Origin of the sequence: Shewanella woodyi ATCC 51908 (assembly GCF_000019525.1) — a bacterium.
Classification (GTDB): Bacteria; Pseudomonadota; Gammaproteobacteria; order Enterobacterales; family Shewanellaceae; genus Shewanella; species Shewanella woodyi.
The window spans coordinates 1,578,062-1,593,801 of the sequence record NC_010506.1 but is presented as its reverse complement, the minus strand read 5'-3'; the positions used below and the strand labels follow the sequence as shown (position 1 = coordinate 1,593,801).

At 45.1% G+C, this 15,740-nt stretch carries 16 protein-coding genes; 2 read left to right on the top strand and 14 right to left on the bottom strand.

All coding sequences use genetic code 11. The annotated features are described in order from the left end of the window. Positions 1-14 precede the first annotated feature (14 nt). From rimM to ffh, 3 genes are all read right to left on the bottom strand, one after another. On the bottom strand, positions 15-545 hold the full coding sequence (gene rimM, locus SWOO_RS06385; protein WP_012323893.1) for a ribosome maturation factor RimM: 531 nt from the start codon (positions 543-545) through the stop codon (positions 15-17). A gap of 20 nt (positions 546-565) precedes the next feature. After that, positions 566-817, bottom strand: coding sequence for a 30S ribosomal protein S16 (gene rpsP, locus SWOO_RS06380; protein WP_012323892.1), 252 nt, complete (start codon positions 815-817; stop codon positions 566-568). Positions 818-1,011: 194 nt separating this feature from the next. Then, positions 1,012-2,385, bottom strand: a complete 1,374-nt coding sequence (ffh, locus tag SWOO_RS06375; RefSeq protein WP_012323891.1) for a signal recognition particle protein — start codon at positions 2,383-2,385, stop codon at positions 1,012-1,014. A 317-nt stretch (positions 2,386-2,702) separates the two neighbouring features. Here ffh and SWOO_RS06370 point away from each other — a divergent pair, with 317 nt between their 5' ends. Beyond that, positions 2,703-3,491, top strand: coding sequence for a cytochrome C assembly family protein (locus SWOO_RS06370; RefSeq protein WP_012323890.1), 789 nt, complete (start codon positions 2,703-2,705; stop codon positions 3,489-3,491). 164 nt (positions 3,492-3,655) lie between these two features. Continuing rightward, positions 3,656-4,930: an HlyC/CorC family transporter gene (locus tag SWOO_RS06365; RefSeq protein ID WP_012323889.1), complete on the top strand. Its 1,275-nt coding sequence runs from the start codon at positions 3,656-3,658 to the stop codon at positions 4,928-4,930. A gap of 81 nt (positions 4,931-5,011) precedes the next feature. Here SWOO_RS06365 and SWOO_RS06360 read toward each other — a convergent pair whose 3' ends face one another. From SWOO_RS06360 to SWOO_RS06305, 11 genes are all read right to left on the bottom strand, one after another. Continuing rightward, entirely contained in the window at positions 5,012-5,557 is a 546-nt protein-coding gene (locus tag SWOO_RS06360; protein ID WP_012323888.1) for an Mpo1 family 2-hydroxy fatty acid dioxygenase, read from the bottom strand. Between the two features lie 182 nt (positions 5,558-5,739). Then, positions 5,740-5,964: an amphi-Trp domain-containing protein gene (locus tag SWOO_RS06355; protein ID WP_012323887.1), complete on the bottom strand. Its 225-nt coding sequence runs from the start codon at positions 5,962-5,964 to the stop codon at positions 5,740-5,742. A gap of 94 nt (positions 5,965-6,058) precedes the next feature. Beyond that, complete coding sequence (locus SWOO_RS06350) at positions 6,059-7,891, bottom strand: right-handed parallel beta-helix repeat-containing protein (protein ID WP_012323886.1); 1,833 nt, start codon at positions 7,889-7,891, stop codon at positions 6,059-6,061. A 185-nt stretch (positions 7,892-8,076) separates the two neighbouring features. After that, on the bottom strand, positions 8,077-8,475 hold the full coding sequence (gene acpS / locus SWOO_RS06345) for a holo-ACP synthase (RefSeq protein ID WP_012323885.1): 399 nt from the start codon (positions 8,473-8,475) through the stop codon (positions 8,077-8,079). A 63-nt stretch (positions 8,476-8,538) separates the two neighbouring features. Continuing rightward, on the bottom strand, positions 8,539-9,276 hold the full coding sequence (gene pdxJ / locus SWOO_RS06340) for a pyridoxine 5'-phosphate synthase (RefSeq protein ID WP_012323884.1): 738 nt from the start codon (positions 9,274-9,276) through the stop codon (positions 8,539-8,541). Positions 9,277-9,815: 539 nt separating this feature from the next. Continuing rightward, the gene (recO, locus tag SWOO_RS06330) at positions 9,816-10,502 is read right to left on the bottom strand and encodes a DNA repair protein RecO (protein ID WP_012323883.1); all 687 of its coding nucleotides are present in this window, start codon (positions 10,500-10,502) and stop codon (positions 9,816-9,818) included. A 111-nt stretch (positions 10,503-10,613) separates the two neighbouring features. Further along, complete coding sequence (gene era / locus SWOO_RS06325) at positions 10,614-11,603, bottom strand: GTPase Era (protein WP_012323882.1); 990 nt, start codon at positions 11,601-11,603, stop codon at positions 10,614-10,616. After that, complete coding sequence (gene rnc / locus SWOO_RS06320) at positions 11,600-12,277, bottom strand: ribonuclease III (protein WP_012323881.1); 678 nt, start codon at positions 12,275-12,277, stop codon at positions 11,600-11,602. Before rnc ends, era begins: the two co-directional genes overlap by 4 nt. A 1-nt stretch (position 12,278) precedes the next feature. Beyond that, the gene (gene lepB / locus SWOO_RS06315) at positions 12,279-13,196 is read right to left on the bottom strand and encodes a signal peptidase I (RefSeq protein ID WP_012323880.1); all 918 of its coding nucleotides are present in this window, start codon (positions 13,194-13,196) and stop codon (positions 12,279-12,281) included. Positions 13,197-13,358: 162 nt separating this feature from the next. Next, positions 13,359-15,149: a translation elongation factor 4 gene (lepA, locus tag SWOO_RS06310; RefSeq protein WP_012323879.1), complete on the bottom strand. Its 1,791-nt coding sequence runs from the start codon at positions 15,147-15,149 to the stop codon at positions 13,359-13,361. Positions 15,150-15,284: 135 nt separating this feature from the next. Then, entirely contained in the window at positions 15,285-15,740 is a 456-nt protein-coding gene (locus SWOO_RS06305) for a SoxR reducing system RseC family protein (protein ID WP_012323878.1), read from the bottom strand.

Below are 15,740 nucleotides of genomic sequence, written 5' to 3'. Positions count from 1 at the left end.
TGTTGTACCTCGACTTAAAAGTCCGGATCCCAATCCACTAAGATCTGTTTCTCCGTTAAGTTCACCTCTAGGACGAACTGCTCGGTGACAAAGGGGATCATACGTTCCGCTTTGCCGAAGCCATCTTTGGCGTTAGCTTTAACAAGTAGTACATCATTCGATCCTGTTTCCACGATCTCCTGAACCTTACCCATGTTATAGCCTTTGGTATTGGTTACTTCACAACCGATGAGGTCACGCCAGTAGAATTCATCTTCTGGTAGTTCCTGCATCTGCTCTGCAGACACGGCGATCTCACAATTTGTGAGCATCTGTGCCTGATCCCGTGTTTCTACGCCTTCAAGAGAAGCCACTACAGCTTTACCCTGAAAACGCCACTGGGTAACTTTTACTTCGCGCCACTCACCCTGCTCTTTAATCAACCAAGGTGAATAATCAAAAATACCTTCAACAGATTCGGTATAGGTAGTGATCTTCAACCAACCCTTAATGCCATGACTGGAGCCTATTTTACCCAGTACGACAGGTTCTTGTTTACTACTCATCAAACTATACCTTAACGCTATTAAGCAGCAGCTTTACGAGCGTCTTTGATCAACTTTGCAACACGCTCAGATGTTCCAGCACCGTTAGTTACCCAGTGCTCAACACGGTCTAGGTCAAGACGTAGAGTCTCTTCCTGGCCACGAGCCATTGGGTTAAAGAAACCAACACGCTCAATGAAACGACCATCACGGGCATTACGGCTGTCAGCAACTACGATGTTATAAAATGGACGCTTTTTTGCGCCGCCACGAGCTAAACGAATGGTAACCATGCGTCTTCAATCCTCTAATGGTTTGCTTCTAAGAAGCAAAATAAAAACTGGGACTCCGTGTTCGCGAAGTGTCCCAGTGTAGAAAGCCGGACGATTTTACCTTACTCGCCGACGAATGCAATGTTTTTTGACCACTAAAATAAAAGGCTCGGGCTAGGCTAATGCCCAACCCGAGCCTTCAATTTAACTAGATTTTAACGGCCTGGCATCTTCATGCCTGGTGGCAACATACCGCTCATGCCACGCATCATCTTTTTCATGCCGCCTTTACCCGACATCTTTTTCATCATCTTCTGCATCTGAGTAAACTGCTTCAACAAGCGGTTTACGTCCTGAATTTGTGTACCAGAACCCTGAGCGATACGGCGCTTACGCGACCCTTTGATGATATCTGGGCGAGCACGCTCACCTTTAGTCATGGAGTTGATGATCGCTTCCATCTGGTTAGTCATCTTGCCATTTTGAACTTGAGCTAATGCTTCTGGCGGTAATTGACCAACACCAGGAAGCTTTTCAATCATGCCCATCATGCCGCCCATGTTCTTCATCTGCTGAAGCTGTTCACGGAAATCTTCAAGATCGAAACTGCCGCCTTTCTTCACTTTCGAAGCCAGCTTCATCGCCTTGTCTTTATCGACGCCGCGCTCAACCTCTTCAATCAGTGACAGTACATCACCCATGCCTAAGATGCGTGATGCGACGCGATCAGGATAGAATGGCTCCAATGCGTCGGTCTTCTCACCCACACCTAAGAACTTAATCGGCTTACCGGTAATATGACGGATAGATAAAGCAGCACCACCACGTGCATCACCATCGACCTTGGTCAATACCACACCAGTCAAAGGCAGCGCTTCATTGAATGCTTTAGCTGTATTTGCCGCATCTTGACCCGTCATAGCGTCGACAACAAACAGAGTCTCTACTGGATTGACCGCAGCATGAAGTGCCTTGATCTCATCCATCATGCTCTCATCGACATGCAGACGACCTGCGGTATCGACAATGACCACATCGATAAACTTCAATTTGGCATGGGCCATTGCAGCATTAACAATGTCGATAGGCTTTTGACTGACATCCGATGGGAAGAACTCAACTTCAACTTCAGTCGCCAAGGTTTCTAGCTGTTTAATCGCGGCTGGACGATAGACGTCGGCGCTGACAACTAAAACTGATTTCTTTTCACGCTCACGTAGGAACTTAGATAGTTTCGCGACACTGGTAGTTTTACCCGCACCTTGAAGACCGGCCATCATGATCACAGCAGGAGGCTGAGCCGAAAGGTCTAACGCTTCATTGGCTTCACCCATCGCGTTTTCAAGTTCGCTCTGGACTATCTTAATAAATGCTTGGCCTGGACTGAGACTCTTAGAAACTTCCTGCCCTACCGCACGCTCTTTTACGCTGTTAACAAAATCACGTACAACAGGTAGAGCCACATCAGCTTCGAGTAGTGCCATGCGCACTTCTCGTAAGGTTTCCTTAACATTATCTTCTGTTAAGCGACCACGGCCACTAATATTCTTTAGTGAACGTGACAGTCTGTCCGTTAGGTTCTCAAACATTATCGAGTTCTTACCTTTAGAATTGATATTTATAGGGCGGCATTATATACCCAAGCCTACGTAATAAGCTAGTTTCAGCGCCCCTTGATAATAGACTCAATCTCGACTCTCTTTAAAGCGACAATGGACAACAAATGTTCGAAACTTAGGCCTAACGCTCAGAAAGCACTAATTTTTGTGCCTCAAGCTACTGCACAATTAGTTGTCCCTCGTGTTATTCTAGGTATAGTCTTCGCTTATTCGTCACATTCAGGCTTGTCAGCTAAGTGATGAACAAGATACTAGCATCGCAAACAAAAACGATAGGTTAATACTCAATGGTTATATTTTCCGCTTCAGCCATGTTTTTTTACTGCATCGCCTTAGTGCTAGTGGTGAGCCGTCTGTTTCATAGTGACGGTCCTAACCGCCGCCTAGTTGCTGCAGTTGCTGCTATTGCCGTCGTCTTACACGCAGCAGCGCTTTCACAAGCTATGTTCACCGGTGACGGGCAGAACTTCAGCCTAACCAATGTGATCTCACTGGTTAACTGGATTATCGCCTTTAGTTTTACAGTGCTGCTCTTCAGACTCAAGATGATTGTGGTCGTGCCTGTGGTTTACGCCTGCTCTATCATCTCTGTCGCCCTACTTTGGTTAGTACCGCCAGAATATATCACCCATTTTGAGATCCACCCGGATATCTTAGTGCATGTGGTGCTTTCGCTTATGGCCTACAGCGCCTTGATGATCGCGGCATTATATGCCATTCAACTTGCCATCATTCAAAATAAGTTAAAGAGCAAGAAGCTGATTATGAACCCAGCGATGCCACCTTTAATGACCGTTGAGAAACAGCTTTACCACCTAGTGATTGTCGGAGTTATCCTGCTTAGTTTATCGCTCGCCACAGGCTTTATCTTCCTCGACGATATGTTTGAAGAGGGCAAAGGCCATAAAGCGGTACTCTCAATCATCGCTTGGTTTACCTATATTGCCATGCTTGCACAGCAGTATTGGGTGGGCTGTAAAATAAGAACCGCCGTTATCTATACCCTTTCAGGCGCGACACTATTGTCACTTGCCTACTTTGGCGCACGAATCGTCAAAGAGCTGATTTTAGGCTAAACAGCCCCCATCCTATCGCCCTTTTATTTCATAGATTGATGACATTTTAATGAATGAGATAAAAGGGCTGACTTGACACGTTAAAAGAATCGCTGTAATTAGTAGTTTCTATCGCGTGTTTCAGCCGCTTAGTAAATTTGTAATCAAACTAATGGAGCTCCTTTTTGGACGCCATATCAACCAGCATACTTCTTGTCATACTCTTTGTTTTACTGATCATCTCAGCCTACTTCTCAGGCTCAGAAACCGCCATGATGTCCCTCAACCGCTACCGCTTAAAACATCTGGCATCAAGCGGGAATAAGGGAGCGCAACGAGCTGCTAAGATGCTTGAGCGGCCAGATAGATTGATAGGGCTTATTCTTATCGGTAACAACCTGGTGAATATTCTCGCCTCGGCTATCGCAACCATAATAGGGATTAGGCTTTTTGGTGACGTGGGGGTCGCCATCGCCACAGGTGTATTAACCTTAGTCGTGCTGGTTTTCTCGGAGGTCACCCCTAAAACCATTGCCGCGCTCCACCCTGAACGTGTCGCTTTCCCCTCTAGTTTTATCCTCAAATGGTTACTCGTATTTCTCTCCCCTTTGGTCAAAACCGTTAACTTTATCACCTCAGGCGTTCTTCATCTCTTTGGGATCCATTCGGTAAAATCATCGGATGCCCTAAGCCAAGAGGAGCTAAGAACCGTTGTCCATGAAGCTGGCGCCCTTATCCCTACTCGTCACCAAGAGATGTTGCTCTCTATTATGGATCTGGAAAAGGTGACCGTTGACGATATTATGATCCCGCGCTCAGATCTATTTGCCATCAATATTAATGACGACTTTAAGAGTATTACTAAGCAGGTGATCCAGAGCCCACATACTCGGGTGCTCCTATATCGTGACAATATTGATGATGCCGTAGGTTTTGTTCATCTACGTGATGCACTGCGTTTACAATCTAAAAATCAGTTCAGTAAATCTTCACTGCTGCGCGCCGTGAAAGAGCTTTATTTTATCCCCGAAGCAACTCCGCTTAGTGTGCAGCTGAGTAACTTTCAGCGCAATAAAGAGCGCATTGGACTGGTGGTTGACGAATACGGAGATATACAAGGTTTAGTGACCCTTGAAGATATTCTCGAAGAGATAGTCGGCGATTTCACCACCTCACCAGAGCCAACCCCAAGCGAAGAGATCAATAAGCAACAAGATGGCAGTTTTCTAGTTGAAGCCACCATTAATATTCGTGAGCTAAACAAGGAGATGGCTTGGGAGTTTCCCACCGATGGCCCTAAAACCATTAACGGCTTAATTGTTGAGTATTTTGAGGAGATCCCCGCGCCCAATACCAGTATGAGAATTGCTGGCTACCCAATTGAGATAGTTGAAGTGGGAGAGAACAGGGTCAATGTCGTGAGAGTCATGCCGCAGCATTTCCAAACGCCGCATAACTAACTCACTAAATTAATTAACTAGCTAACTAAAAGCGAGCCTAAGTGGCTCGCTTTTTTGATTATCTATTTTCTCACAACCCCACTAGAGCCGCGCAGCCCTGCGTTCATCCTCTAACGCACGGCGTTTATCAACCGCCATCGGCGTTATCTGTTTATCCAGCTCCTTCTCAAGCCCCAGCAGGAAATATACCTCTGCCATAAGGAAAAATGGCCCTATCAATAGCTGATTTAGATCGTCAATAAAAGCGGGCTTAGCTTTCTCATATTGATGGCCAATAAGTTGAAATACCCAACCGATAACAAAAACAGCAAGGGCTATCCAAAGCGCACCTTGAACTTGAGCAACCAGTGATGAGGTATAAAGCACAGGGATAATAAACAGTGCCAATCCCAAGGCTAAGCGAGCATGCAACTTTATATAATAAAGCAGCACACCAATTGCAAATACAGATGCCACATTGATACTGATTGCTGGCGTATCTAATGCAAAGAAAGTCACTGGGATCAGGTTAAGCAGCAAGAACAGTGACCAGATGATCAAGGGGATCCCAACAAAATGGGTCTTAATGTTTTTAGGGTTTAAATGAACACTTTTATAGGTAGATAACTGCTCTTCGGCGGATTTCATCTGCTCTTCTCCAAGGTGACGCTTATTGAATTGCCAGCCAAAGGCAAAACAAACGTTTGTTTAATTTCTACAGTATTAACCTAAATGATTTTAAGGAGGTTTAATAGCGTAAAAACAAAAAACCACCTTGTTAGGTGGCTTTTCTGGAGTCTTGTGAGCAGTAAAATGCTTGGAAAGGAGGGTTATTCATGGGTCCATTTAATCTGGAACTCAATCTCCTCCTCATCCCCTTCCCGCTCATGCTCGATATTGTATTTTGCTCTCACTGGCACATAGATGCGCTCACCCGCTATCTGGATCTCAAACTTGCTACCACTTTCAAGGGAATCTGCTAGCCTGCGTAACTTGGCCACAAACTCCGCCGTTGGATAATCCTTCTCAATATCTCTATCTTCTTTCTTCGACATCTCTATATTCCTTTATATGGTGCTAAAACTAGTCATTAAAACTAATACTGACTAGTCATATTACGCCATTTAACTCTTATCTATCTAGCCCTTATTACTCTTTATCAGCCTCTATTTTTGCTCCCATAGAACCATCATATTTTAAGGTTTCACTGGAGCGGCTATCGGCTTTGATAAGCAGTTTCTTATCACCAATATAGCGGTTACCTTTAAGCTCAACATTTTTGCTGTTAGTGAATTCAAACACAGGTGAGTTGGGATGAAGCGGCGGTTTAGCTCCATCAACAATCTTAGTGATCTTATTGCCTTCTATAATCAGCCCATCAACTCGATCAGCCCAGACAATGCGGTTATCGAAGGTGGTCACACTATTGTTGATAAAGCGAATGTTGCTATCGAAAAATTGTGTGCTGTCAAAGCTCTTACCTAATCTAGGCGTTATATACATCACCGCATGCTCTTTACCTGAATAGGCGCAATTTTCAAAAACATTATTGCGAATGGTGACATCCTCAACCGCGCCAGACTCATACCAATAGAAGCTCTCTCCCCTCATAAAGATACATGACATCATGGAGTAGAGATGATTGTCCTCTATCAGGATCTCCTTAGGCGTTTTCAATACGATGCTTCTGGCCCTGTGGTCACCAATGCTGTTTCCTCGCATGGTAAAATTAGGATTCCAGGTTTTATTCTCCAACAGATCTCCCACTTGCAGCTGACTAGGCAAACTGTCTTTAAAGCTAAGCTCAATAAAGCGCTCATTTATCCTGTTAACGCCAGTCACTTCATTGACTGTTCGTCTATGAACATCAGGTTGATGAACAAACCAGACTTCATCGCCTTTAGCGGCAAACTCAAACCCTTGCTGCTCAAAATGTTTAAGCTCAACCCTAACGCTTTTGTGACTGAGTAAACTCTCTACCATGACATAGGTGCCATGCACATTAACGCCATCATCGAGCATATTCTCAAAACGGCTATTCTCTATCAGAATATCGCCCTTACAGTTAGCAAAGTGAGTGGCATCTGCGGTAGAGGAGATAACGCGGGTGCCGTTTTGCTTATCTTTAAGTAATACACCGCTGTTTAAGATCTCGATATTCTCTGAGCGCTCAAACAGAAAGCCCATCCCCAATGCATGATGCACCTTCACCCCATCAAAGCGGATATTTTTAGAGTTTCGAACCTGAAATGCGGGGGCATATCTGTCATTGTGACGATCACCTTTAGAGTTCAACCAGCTGCCTACTGGCGGGTAATACTTAAGCTTCTCATGGATACGCAATACACCGTCTTCGCGCTTTTGTACTCTGTCAGGTTTGCTCTTAAAGTCCCAAGCCCCATGAACCACCCTCTTTTGAACAGGCTCAAACGCCAAAGATGAGCCTAAATACTCATAATTAAAACCATCAACATTTGGAAATAGGATCTGCCCGTTTTTAACTTGATAACTATTTCCTGGCAAAGGCTTAATATCAATCCAGCCCAGCTCAGAGTTAACAGCCAGAACCTCAGAGGTAAACGTAAAGGGAATATCCCAGTCTATGGAAAGATCACTGACTCGCACCTTGTTGTTGCGGTAGAACTGAAAAGGCGCCAACTGCCCATGAAAAACTAGCTCGGCACCGTTACCTTCAATCTCTACTGAGTCAAAGCCCTCTAATGAGAAGATCACCTTTTTTACCCCATTACCATGGTTGGTGATCACCCGATAACCCGACTTCGCATAATCCGGTTTAAAGTGATAAATCCCTTTATCCAGTACGATTTTAAGCTCACTTTCGGTAACAGATGCTAGTGCCTTAGCCAGTACGGGCGTCATATCTTGCGCCGATGGAGATAGGTGGATCACCTGTGTAGCCTTGCTGAAGCTGGTAAAAAACAGACAAGAGAGTATTACAACTAAAGGGACTATAGACTTCATTATTTTATCTCTTAGTTAACTATCGAAGATTAAATTAATATGTCATATATATAGTACTTTAATAAAAAAGTGAATGCCATTTACCTTTCTTTAACAAGTGTGGAAGTAGGAAGGAGTTAACAGATATAGATGGAGTAAGGGAGCCGAGCGATTATTTAGCCAGTGAAAGACCAATCAATATAGACTCACGACTCAAGAATGACGGTAGCTGTGGCGTAATGTTTCTCATCGGCAATTGAGATATGGGCGCGAGCACCACCAAGAGATGCCAACCTATCTGCCGCTCCACCGTTGAAGCTAATTAATGGCGCACCATTAGTATCATTGCTAATTTCGATATGTTGAAAAGAGACTCCGCGGCCAATACCTGTACCTAACGCTTTAGCCGCAGCTTCTTTAGCGGCAAAGCGTTTCGCCAGATACCGAGCAGGTTGTTTTGAAGCGATAAAGATTGCCATTTCAGGCTCGGTGAGCACGCGTTTAGCTAAACGGCAACTTTCTAAACCCTTAATATCACCTGCAGCAGGCACCTTCTGCTCAATACGTTCAATCTCAGCAATATCGGTACCCAAACCAACAATCATACATATCCTTAAAATCAGAGAAGAGATCAGTTCCTAGAACCTAGGTCCTAGGAACTGAGGAGCCTATTCGCCTCTACGGCCTTCATTCATTAGCTGCTTCATATCTTTAACCGCTGTCGCTAAGCCATCGATGGCAGCACGGGCAATGATCGCATGACCAATATTGAGCTCATACAGCTCAGGAATAGCGGCTATTGGCTTAACATTATGATAATGAAGCCCATGACCTGCATTTACCACTAAGCCTTTGCCATGTGCGTAAGTTGCCATCTCTGTGATACGGGCTAGCTCTTTAGCTTGATCCGCATCATTAGTGGCATCAGCGTAGCAGCCAGTGTGAATTTCGATAACTGGTGCTCCTACAGCGACAGCGGCATCTATTTGGGTTTTATCTGCATCGATAAACAGTGAAACCTTCACACCGATATCAGTAAGACGCTGCACCGCCGATTCAATTTTTCCCATCTGACCGGCAACATCTAAGCCCCCTTCAGTGGTTAACTCTTCACGCTTTTCCGGTACTAAACACACATAAGCGGGTTTAACCTCACAGGCGATATCTAGCATCTCGTCGGTGACAGCCATCTCAAAATTCATGCGGGTTTTTAAAGTTTTAGCCAGCAAATAGATATCTCTATCGACGATATGGCGTCTATCTTCACGCAGGTGAACGGTGATCCCTTCGGCGCCCGCATGCTCAGCGACAGCGGCGGCATGGACAGGATCTGGGTACGATGTCCCACGGGCCTGACGTAATGTTGCTATATGATCGATATTAACGCCTAGTAGGATACGGCTCATGGAATTTCCTTAGATTTAAAGTTATTTGCAGCTATTGTACGAATATAGTAAGGAAATGCTATACCCAAACAACTTCAAAATGCAGGATTCAGCATGTCGAGAAGTGACAGAGTTCAAGGTCGTTAATTGCTCCTGCATTAACGACATTCCCGCCATCCATGGCGGTCTTCATGAAATAGTAGGACTAGTTATTCTCGGCTCTGGCATCCTCGGTAACTGCTCCTGCGTTACCCTACCTCCTGAATCCATTCAGTCGTGCTTCGCCCTACCTTCTGCATCTGACTTCCATGGAAAGGAAGAAATGTCTTATTTTGTATGGAACAAAATAGACCATGCAGTCGTAATTCAATATTTCATAACACAGAAAAATGTTGCTTCTCGCCATGCCCTACGGGAGTTCCCGTAGAATCCCTGCACTGCGTTAGTGATATCAACAAGGGAATAACCATTCTCCTCAATCACTGCCTTGTTCAGCTATCCTACGGGGGCTCTGAAACGAGCATCTTGAGGTCGCTTGGGTATAAATAAATTCATCTTAGTTATTTTGCATATTGAGATTTAGTTTTAAACAGCGCGCGAGACTTAAGGGGCTTATCGCCTAAGCAGGGAGCCAATAGCAGGCGCATCAGATGCTTTGCCTGCTTAAAATGCTCAGCTTGCAGTGTGTGGCTCTCTAGCGACAGCAACATCTCACCGCTGTAGTGTGATGTTTTTGGCCCTAAGGCGTTAACAAATCCCTCATCGGGCAGCAATCTGTAGTAGTAATCCGCCTCTATCGCATCTTGGGCGATATCCACATTGAGTGTTGGCATCAAACCTATCTCTTTAAGCAGACTCAACTCAAAATAGCGAAGCTGGCTCTGACAAAAACCAGCAGCCATTGCCATTAAGGTTTTGTGGTAAACGAAAAAGATCTCCTCAGCGCCATGGTCAACACTGATACAGCGCACCATTAGCTCATTAAGATAAAACCCCGCAAAACTCACCTCACCACTGATAGGCACCGCCGGGCTAGCAGACTCGACTCGGATCAGATTCTTTAAGTTGCTACGGCCAGAGAGTTCAAAAATCAGCGGCTGAAATGGCTGAAGTATACTTTTAATAGACGTTTTACCACTGCCTAAGCGAGCCACACAATCAACGCGGCCCTGACCATCGACAAGCATATTGACCAAGACACTTGAGTCAGTAAAAGGGCGAGTATGAAGCACATATCCACGCAGCATTAGCTAAGGCTCGAAAAAGGGGAAAAAGGAGTATTTATTGGACAAAAAAAATGCCCATCAACCCAGTCATATTCGATGACTAAGCCAAGGGGCACCTTTAATGAGATTAGGTTACTCGTCGCCATAGCCTAAGCTACGCAGTGCGCGCTCATCATCAGCCCAACCAGACTTCACCTTCACCCACATCTCAAGGAAGACTTTATTATCAAATAAAACCTCCATATCCATACGCGCTGCGGAGCTGATCTTCTTAATGCGCTCACCCTTGTTACCGATAACCATACGCTTTTGGGTCTCTCGCTCAACTAGCACTAAGGCATTGATCTGATAGACACCATTTTCCATCATCTTAAACTGTTCAATCTCTACCGTGCAATCATAGGGAAGCTCATCACCTAAGAAGCGCATCAGTTTTTCACGTACGATCTCAGATGCCATAAACTTCTGCGAGCGATCGGTCACATAATCTTCAGGGAAGAAGTGTGGAGATTCTGGCACAGATTCTACCGACATATCTAAGATACGTTGCACATTGGTGCCTTTAGTGGCAGAGATAGGCAAAATTTCATCGAAAGGAAACTTCTTCGATAACTCTTCAAGGTAGGGAAATAGCTCCTCCTTATCCTTGATATTATCAACCTTGTTGACTGCCAAAACCGTTTTACGACCATCGTCACGGCTCTGTAGCTTACGCAACACCATCTCATCATCATCGGTCCAGGTCATGCCATCGACAACAAAGATAACTAAGCTGACCTCCGCTAACGAACTGGCTGCAGCACGGTTCATCAAACGGTTAATGGCACGTTTCTCTTCAATGTGAAGACCTGGTGTGTCGATAAACACCACTTGACGCTCAGCATCGGTATGGATTCCCATGATGCGGTGACGCGTTGTCTGCGGCTTCTTAGAGGTGATACTGATCTTCTGCCCAAGCAGATTGTTCAGTAGTGTCGATTTACCTACGTTAGGACGCCCAACGATAGCTACCATGCCACAGTAAGTTACATCATATTTAGCCGCCGATGACGGGTTATTCATCTGCGCTAACAGATCGTCTAAACTCGGCTCACTCTTACTGTTGCTATCTTTCTTGCTCATCGTTTTATTAACTCCAAAGCCTGTGCAGCGGCAAGCTGCTCGGCTTTTCTTCGGGAACTCGCAACCCCAACAACGGGTTTACGCAACTCTTCAACATAACACTCTATTGTAAAGGTTTGCGCGTGCGCTTCCCCTCTAATATCTGTCACTTTATAGACAGGGAGCGGTTTTTTATAACCCTGCAACAACTCTTGCAACAAGGTTTTCGGATCTTTTTGATTTATAGGTTGAATGGTTTCAAGACGTGTCTTGTACCAGCCAAGCACTAAGCTGCGAGTCACTTCCAGATCGGAATCTAAGTAGACTGCACCAATTATCGCCTCTACGGCGTCGGCAATAATTGACTCACGGCGGAAGCCGCCGCTTTTCAACTCACCAGGGCCAAGCTTTAAGTAGTCGCCTAACTTAAATTCAAAGCCGATCTCAGCCAGCATTTTGCCACACACTAATGTGGCTCGCATACGGCTAAGATCTCCCTCTGTCGCTTTAGGAAACTGATGATAAAGCGCATCAGAGATAATAATAGAGAGTATAGAATCCCCAAGGAACTCTAACCTTTCATTGTGTTTACTCGCCGCGCTGCGGTGTGTCAGCGCATGATCAAGCAGTGCTAATTCACTAAAGTCATAACCTAAGGTTCTACACAGTCTAGGTATGTTCTTAATCGGTTCCATCTTATGTAATACCACCTACACGTTCAAAACGCACACCAGTTGGGATCCAACTTGGCAAGAAGTCAGCTTTAGAGCGTTCAAACTCAAAGCTAATCCAGATCGCGACCGCCTTACCGACTAAGTTCTCTTCAGGCACAAATCCCCAGAAACGACTGTCTGTACTGTTATCACGATTATCACCCATCATCAGGTATTGACCCTCTGGAACGATAAACTCACCCACAGGCAAGTTACCTTCGCGGAAGTAGTAACTGAGCGGCTCAGGGCGACTTGGGTCAATTAAGATATCATGACTGACGTCGCCAAGTTTCTCTGTATAGCGCAACAGAGGCGTACCATTGTGAGTAAATTCGCCTTGATTGACAGACACGCGCGGCACCTGTTTCAACTCAGGACAAGTTTCAGCACCTTCAGCGCAGGCTGGTTGAATATAAAGCTGCTTATTACGATAAACGATACGATCGCCAGGCAAACCTATCACACGCTTAATGTAATCAATTTTAGGATCGACCGGATATTTAAATACCGCCACATCACCACGCTCAGGCTTACCATTATCCACAAGCTGACTGCGCCACACAGGATCTTTTAGGCCGTAAGTAAACTTCTCAACCAGAATAAAATCCCCCACTAACAGGGTTGGCATCATAGAACCCGACGGGATCTGAAACGGCTCATAGATAAATGAGCGTAAAATCAGTACAAAAGCGATCACAGGAAATATTGAACGTGAAGTCTCAACAAGTGCTGGCTCACGGGTGATCTTCTCGGCAATCTCCTCACTAATATTGGCATCAGCTGCTTGCGCCATCGCAAGCTTTTCACGACGCTTAGGTGCAAGTAACAGTGCATCGGCCATCCAAACTAAGCCACTGCACAGGGTCACCAGTACCAGAATGAGGGAAAAATAGGCTGCCATAGATAATTAACTCCTGCCTTAATCTTAAAATTAGTAATCACTAACTAGGTTAGCGGATAGGTACCACATACATCAGTACCACATTTATACTGCACTAACGAAAGCGCCGCAAACTGCGGCGCTGTCTATTAACAATTATTAACGAATTCTATTCTGTAATAATTAATCGTTGAGCTTAAGAACGGCAAGGAAGGCTTCCTGTGGTACTTCAACGTTACCCACAGACTTCATGCGTTTCTTACCCTCTTTCTGCTTATTAAGCAGTTTCTTCTTACGGGAAACGTCACCACCGTAACACTTAGCCGTTACATCTTTACGCATCGCCTTGATGGATGAACGTGCGATGATCTGACTGCCAACAGCTGCCTGAACCGCAATATCAAACATCTGACGCGGAATAAGCTCTTTCATCTTATTCACGAGTGCTAGACCCTTAGTACGGATCAGACCTTTGTGGATAATCATCGCTAACGCATCGACTCTGTCGCCATTGATCAAGATATCTAAGCGCACCATATCGGCAGGCTCAAACCGAACAAAGTTGTACTCAAGTGAAGCATAACCGCGACTGGTTGACTTAAGGCGATCGAAGAAGTCCATGACCACTTCCGCCATTGGCAACTCATAAGTGATCGCTACTTGGTTCCCGTGATACACCATGTTTTTCTGTACGCCACGTTTCTCGACACACAAGGTTATAACGTTACCTAGGTAATCTTTTGGTACCAGAATATTGGTCTCAACAATCGGCTCACGCATCTCAGCAATATTATTAATTGCTGGCAGATCCGATGGGTTATCAACATAGATGGTATCACCACTGGTCTTAACAATCTCATACACTACTGTTGGCGCAGTGGTGATTAAGTCGAGATTATATTCACGCTCAAGACGCTCCTGAATGATCTCCATGTGCAGCAGACCTAAGAAGCCGATGCGGAAACCAAAACCAAGGGCCGATGAGGTCTCTGGCTCGAAAAACAGTGATGCATCATTCAAACTTAGTTTGTTCAAGGCATCACGGAAACTTTCATAATCATCGGTAGAGATAGGGAATACACCAGCATAAACCTGAGGCTTCACCTTTTTAAATCCACCCAGTGGCTTTTCAGCACCATGTTTAGCATGGGTTAAGGTATCACCAACTGGTGCACCGTGGATCTCTTTAATACCCGCAATAACAAACCCTACTTCACCGGTTTTCAGCTCTGCTGTGTCGGTTTGCTTTGGCGTAAAGATACCTACTCGATCGGCGTTATAGGTTTGTCCTGTGGACATCACCTTAAACTTATCGCCTTTCTTCAATATGCCATTTTTAATTCGAACCAATGATACGACGCCTAGATAGCTGTCGAACCAAGAATCGATAATCAAAGCCTGAAGCGGTCCCTCTGTATCACCTTCTGGCGGTGGGATCTGCGCGACAATGACTTCAAGTACATCTTTAATACCAATACCGGTTTTAGCCGAGCAACGAACGGCATCGGCCGCTTCGATACCCACGATATCTTCAATCTCATCCGCTACACGCTCTGGATCGGCCTGTGGTAGGTCAATCTTGTTCAGAACAGGCACTACGTCCATATCCATCTCAAGGGCGGTGTAACAGTTGGCAAGTGTTTGTGCTTCAACACCTTGGCCTGCATCAACAACGAGCAGCGCACCTTCACAAGCAGCCAAAGAGCGAGAAACTTCATAGGAGAAATCGACGTGACCTGGGGTATCAATAAAGTTTAGCTGGTAAGTTTCGCCATCTAACGCTTTATAATCTAAGGTGACGCTCTGGGCTTTAATGGTGATACCACGCTCACGCTCAATGTCCATTGAATCTAGAACTTGGGCTGCCATTTCACGATCAGAAAGACCGCCACATTCTTGAATCAATCGGTCTGAAAGTGTTGATTTGCCGTGATCGATATGGGCAATAATCGAAAAGTTTCTAATGTGCTTCATGATATGGCTAATGAGTACTCAAAGTTAGAATTTTTAAAAGTGCCGAATTGTACCCGATTGAGCAAGTAATACCAATCAATATAAGAGTCATCGACTCAGAATGGCTTGAACAATCGAATTTAAGACGGATAAGAACTAAATGGAGTGGCCTAGATGAGAAATAATCACTGGCTGGGTGTCATCCTCCATGCGCTTGGCCATTTTTTTACCCTTAGCCCAAAACAGCAGAGCGCCGGCGATAGCAAATGGAATGACCACAAAATCGCCAGAGGTTAGATTAAACATAAAGGTAATAAAAGAGGCCACAGCGACACCGAAAAATAGTCCCAGCAAAGGTAACAGATAAACCAATGCCGCCGCTTTTAACAGTACGCTTTCGGGCAGTCCAAGTTTCAACAGTTCGCCAGCTTGATACTGGCGATCCGATGGAATAGAGAAACGTTGCACTTTAGGTGAGAAGGCTTTTGAAACCGCAGAGGTGCCACATGACTCGCTGTTGTCACAATGATTGCAGGCATTTTTAACCTGAACCTCAACTGTTACCCAGCCCTTTCCATCAGACTCGAGCACCTTTGCCATCTCTTCCATCAT

What these genes read in the sequence shown, in the direction of transcription:
- lepA (WP_012323879.1), bottom strand. Translation starts at nt 15,149, where the DNA reads ATGAAGCACATTAGAAACTTTTCGATTATTGCCCATATCGATCACGGC.
- SWOO_RS06305 (WP_012323878.1), bottom strand. Translation starts at nt 15,740, where the DNA reads ATGATGGAAGAGATGGCAAAGGTGCTCGAGTCTGATGGAAAGGGCTGG.
- recO (WP_012323883.1), bottom strand. Translation starts at nt 10,502, where the DNA reads ATGCTGCGTGGATATGTGCTTCATACTCGCCCTTTTACTGACTCAAGT.
- SWOO_RS06370 (WP_012323890.1), top strand. Translation starts at nt 2,703, where the DNA reads ATGGTTATATTTTCCGCTTCAGCCATGTTTTTTTACTGCATCGCCTTA.
- era (WP_012323882.1), bottom strand. Translation starts at nt 11,603, where the DNA reads ATGAGCAAGAAAGATAGCAACAGTAAGAGTGAGCCGAGTTTAGACGAT.
- SWOO_RS06355 (WP_012323887.1), bottom strand. Translation starts at nt 5,964, where the DNA reads ATGTCGAAGAAAGAAGATAGAGATATTGAGAAGGATTATCCAACGGCG.
- ffh (WP_012323891.1), bottom strand. Translation starts at nt 2,385, where the DNA reads ATGTTTGAGAACCTAACGGACAGACTGTCACGTTCACTAAAGAATATT.
- rimM (WP_012323893.1), bottom strand. Translation starts at nt 545, where the DNA reads ATGAGTAGTAAACAAGAACCTGTCGTACTGGGTAAAATAGGCTCCAGT.
- acpS (WP_012323885.1), bottom strand. Translation starts at nt 8,475, where the DNA reads ATGATTGTTGGTTTGGGTACCGATATTGCTGAGATTGAACGTATTGAG.
- rnc (WP_012323881.1), bottom strand. Translation starts at nt 12,277, where the DNA reads ATGGAACCGATTAAGAACATACCTAGACTGTGTAGAACCTTAGGTTAT.
- lepB (WP_012323880.1), bottom strand. Translation starts at nt 13,196, where the DNA reads ATGGCAGCCTATTTTTCCCTCATTCTGGTACTGGTGACCCTGTGCAGT.
- rpsP (WP_012323892.1), bottom strand. Translation starts at nt 817, where the DNA reads ATGGTTACCATTCGTTTAGCTCGTGGCGGCGCAAAAAAGCGTCCATTT.
- SWOO_RS06360 (WP_012323888.1), bottom strand. Translation starts at nt 5,557, where the DNA reads ATGAAATCCGCCGAAGAGCAGTTATCTACCTATAAAAGTGTTCATTTA.
- pdxJ (WP_012323884.1), bottom strand. Translation starts at nt 9,276, where the DNA reads ATGAGCCGTATCCTACTAGGCGTTAATATCGATCATATAGCAACATTA.
- SWOO_RS06350 (WP_012323886.1), bottom strand. Translation starts at nt 7,891, where the DNA reads ATGAAGTCTATAGTCCCTTTAGTTGTAATACTCTCTTGTCTGTTTTTT.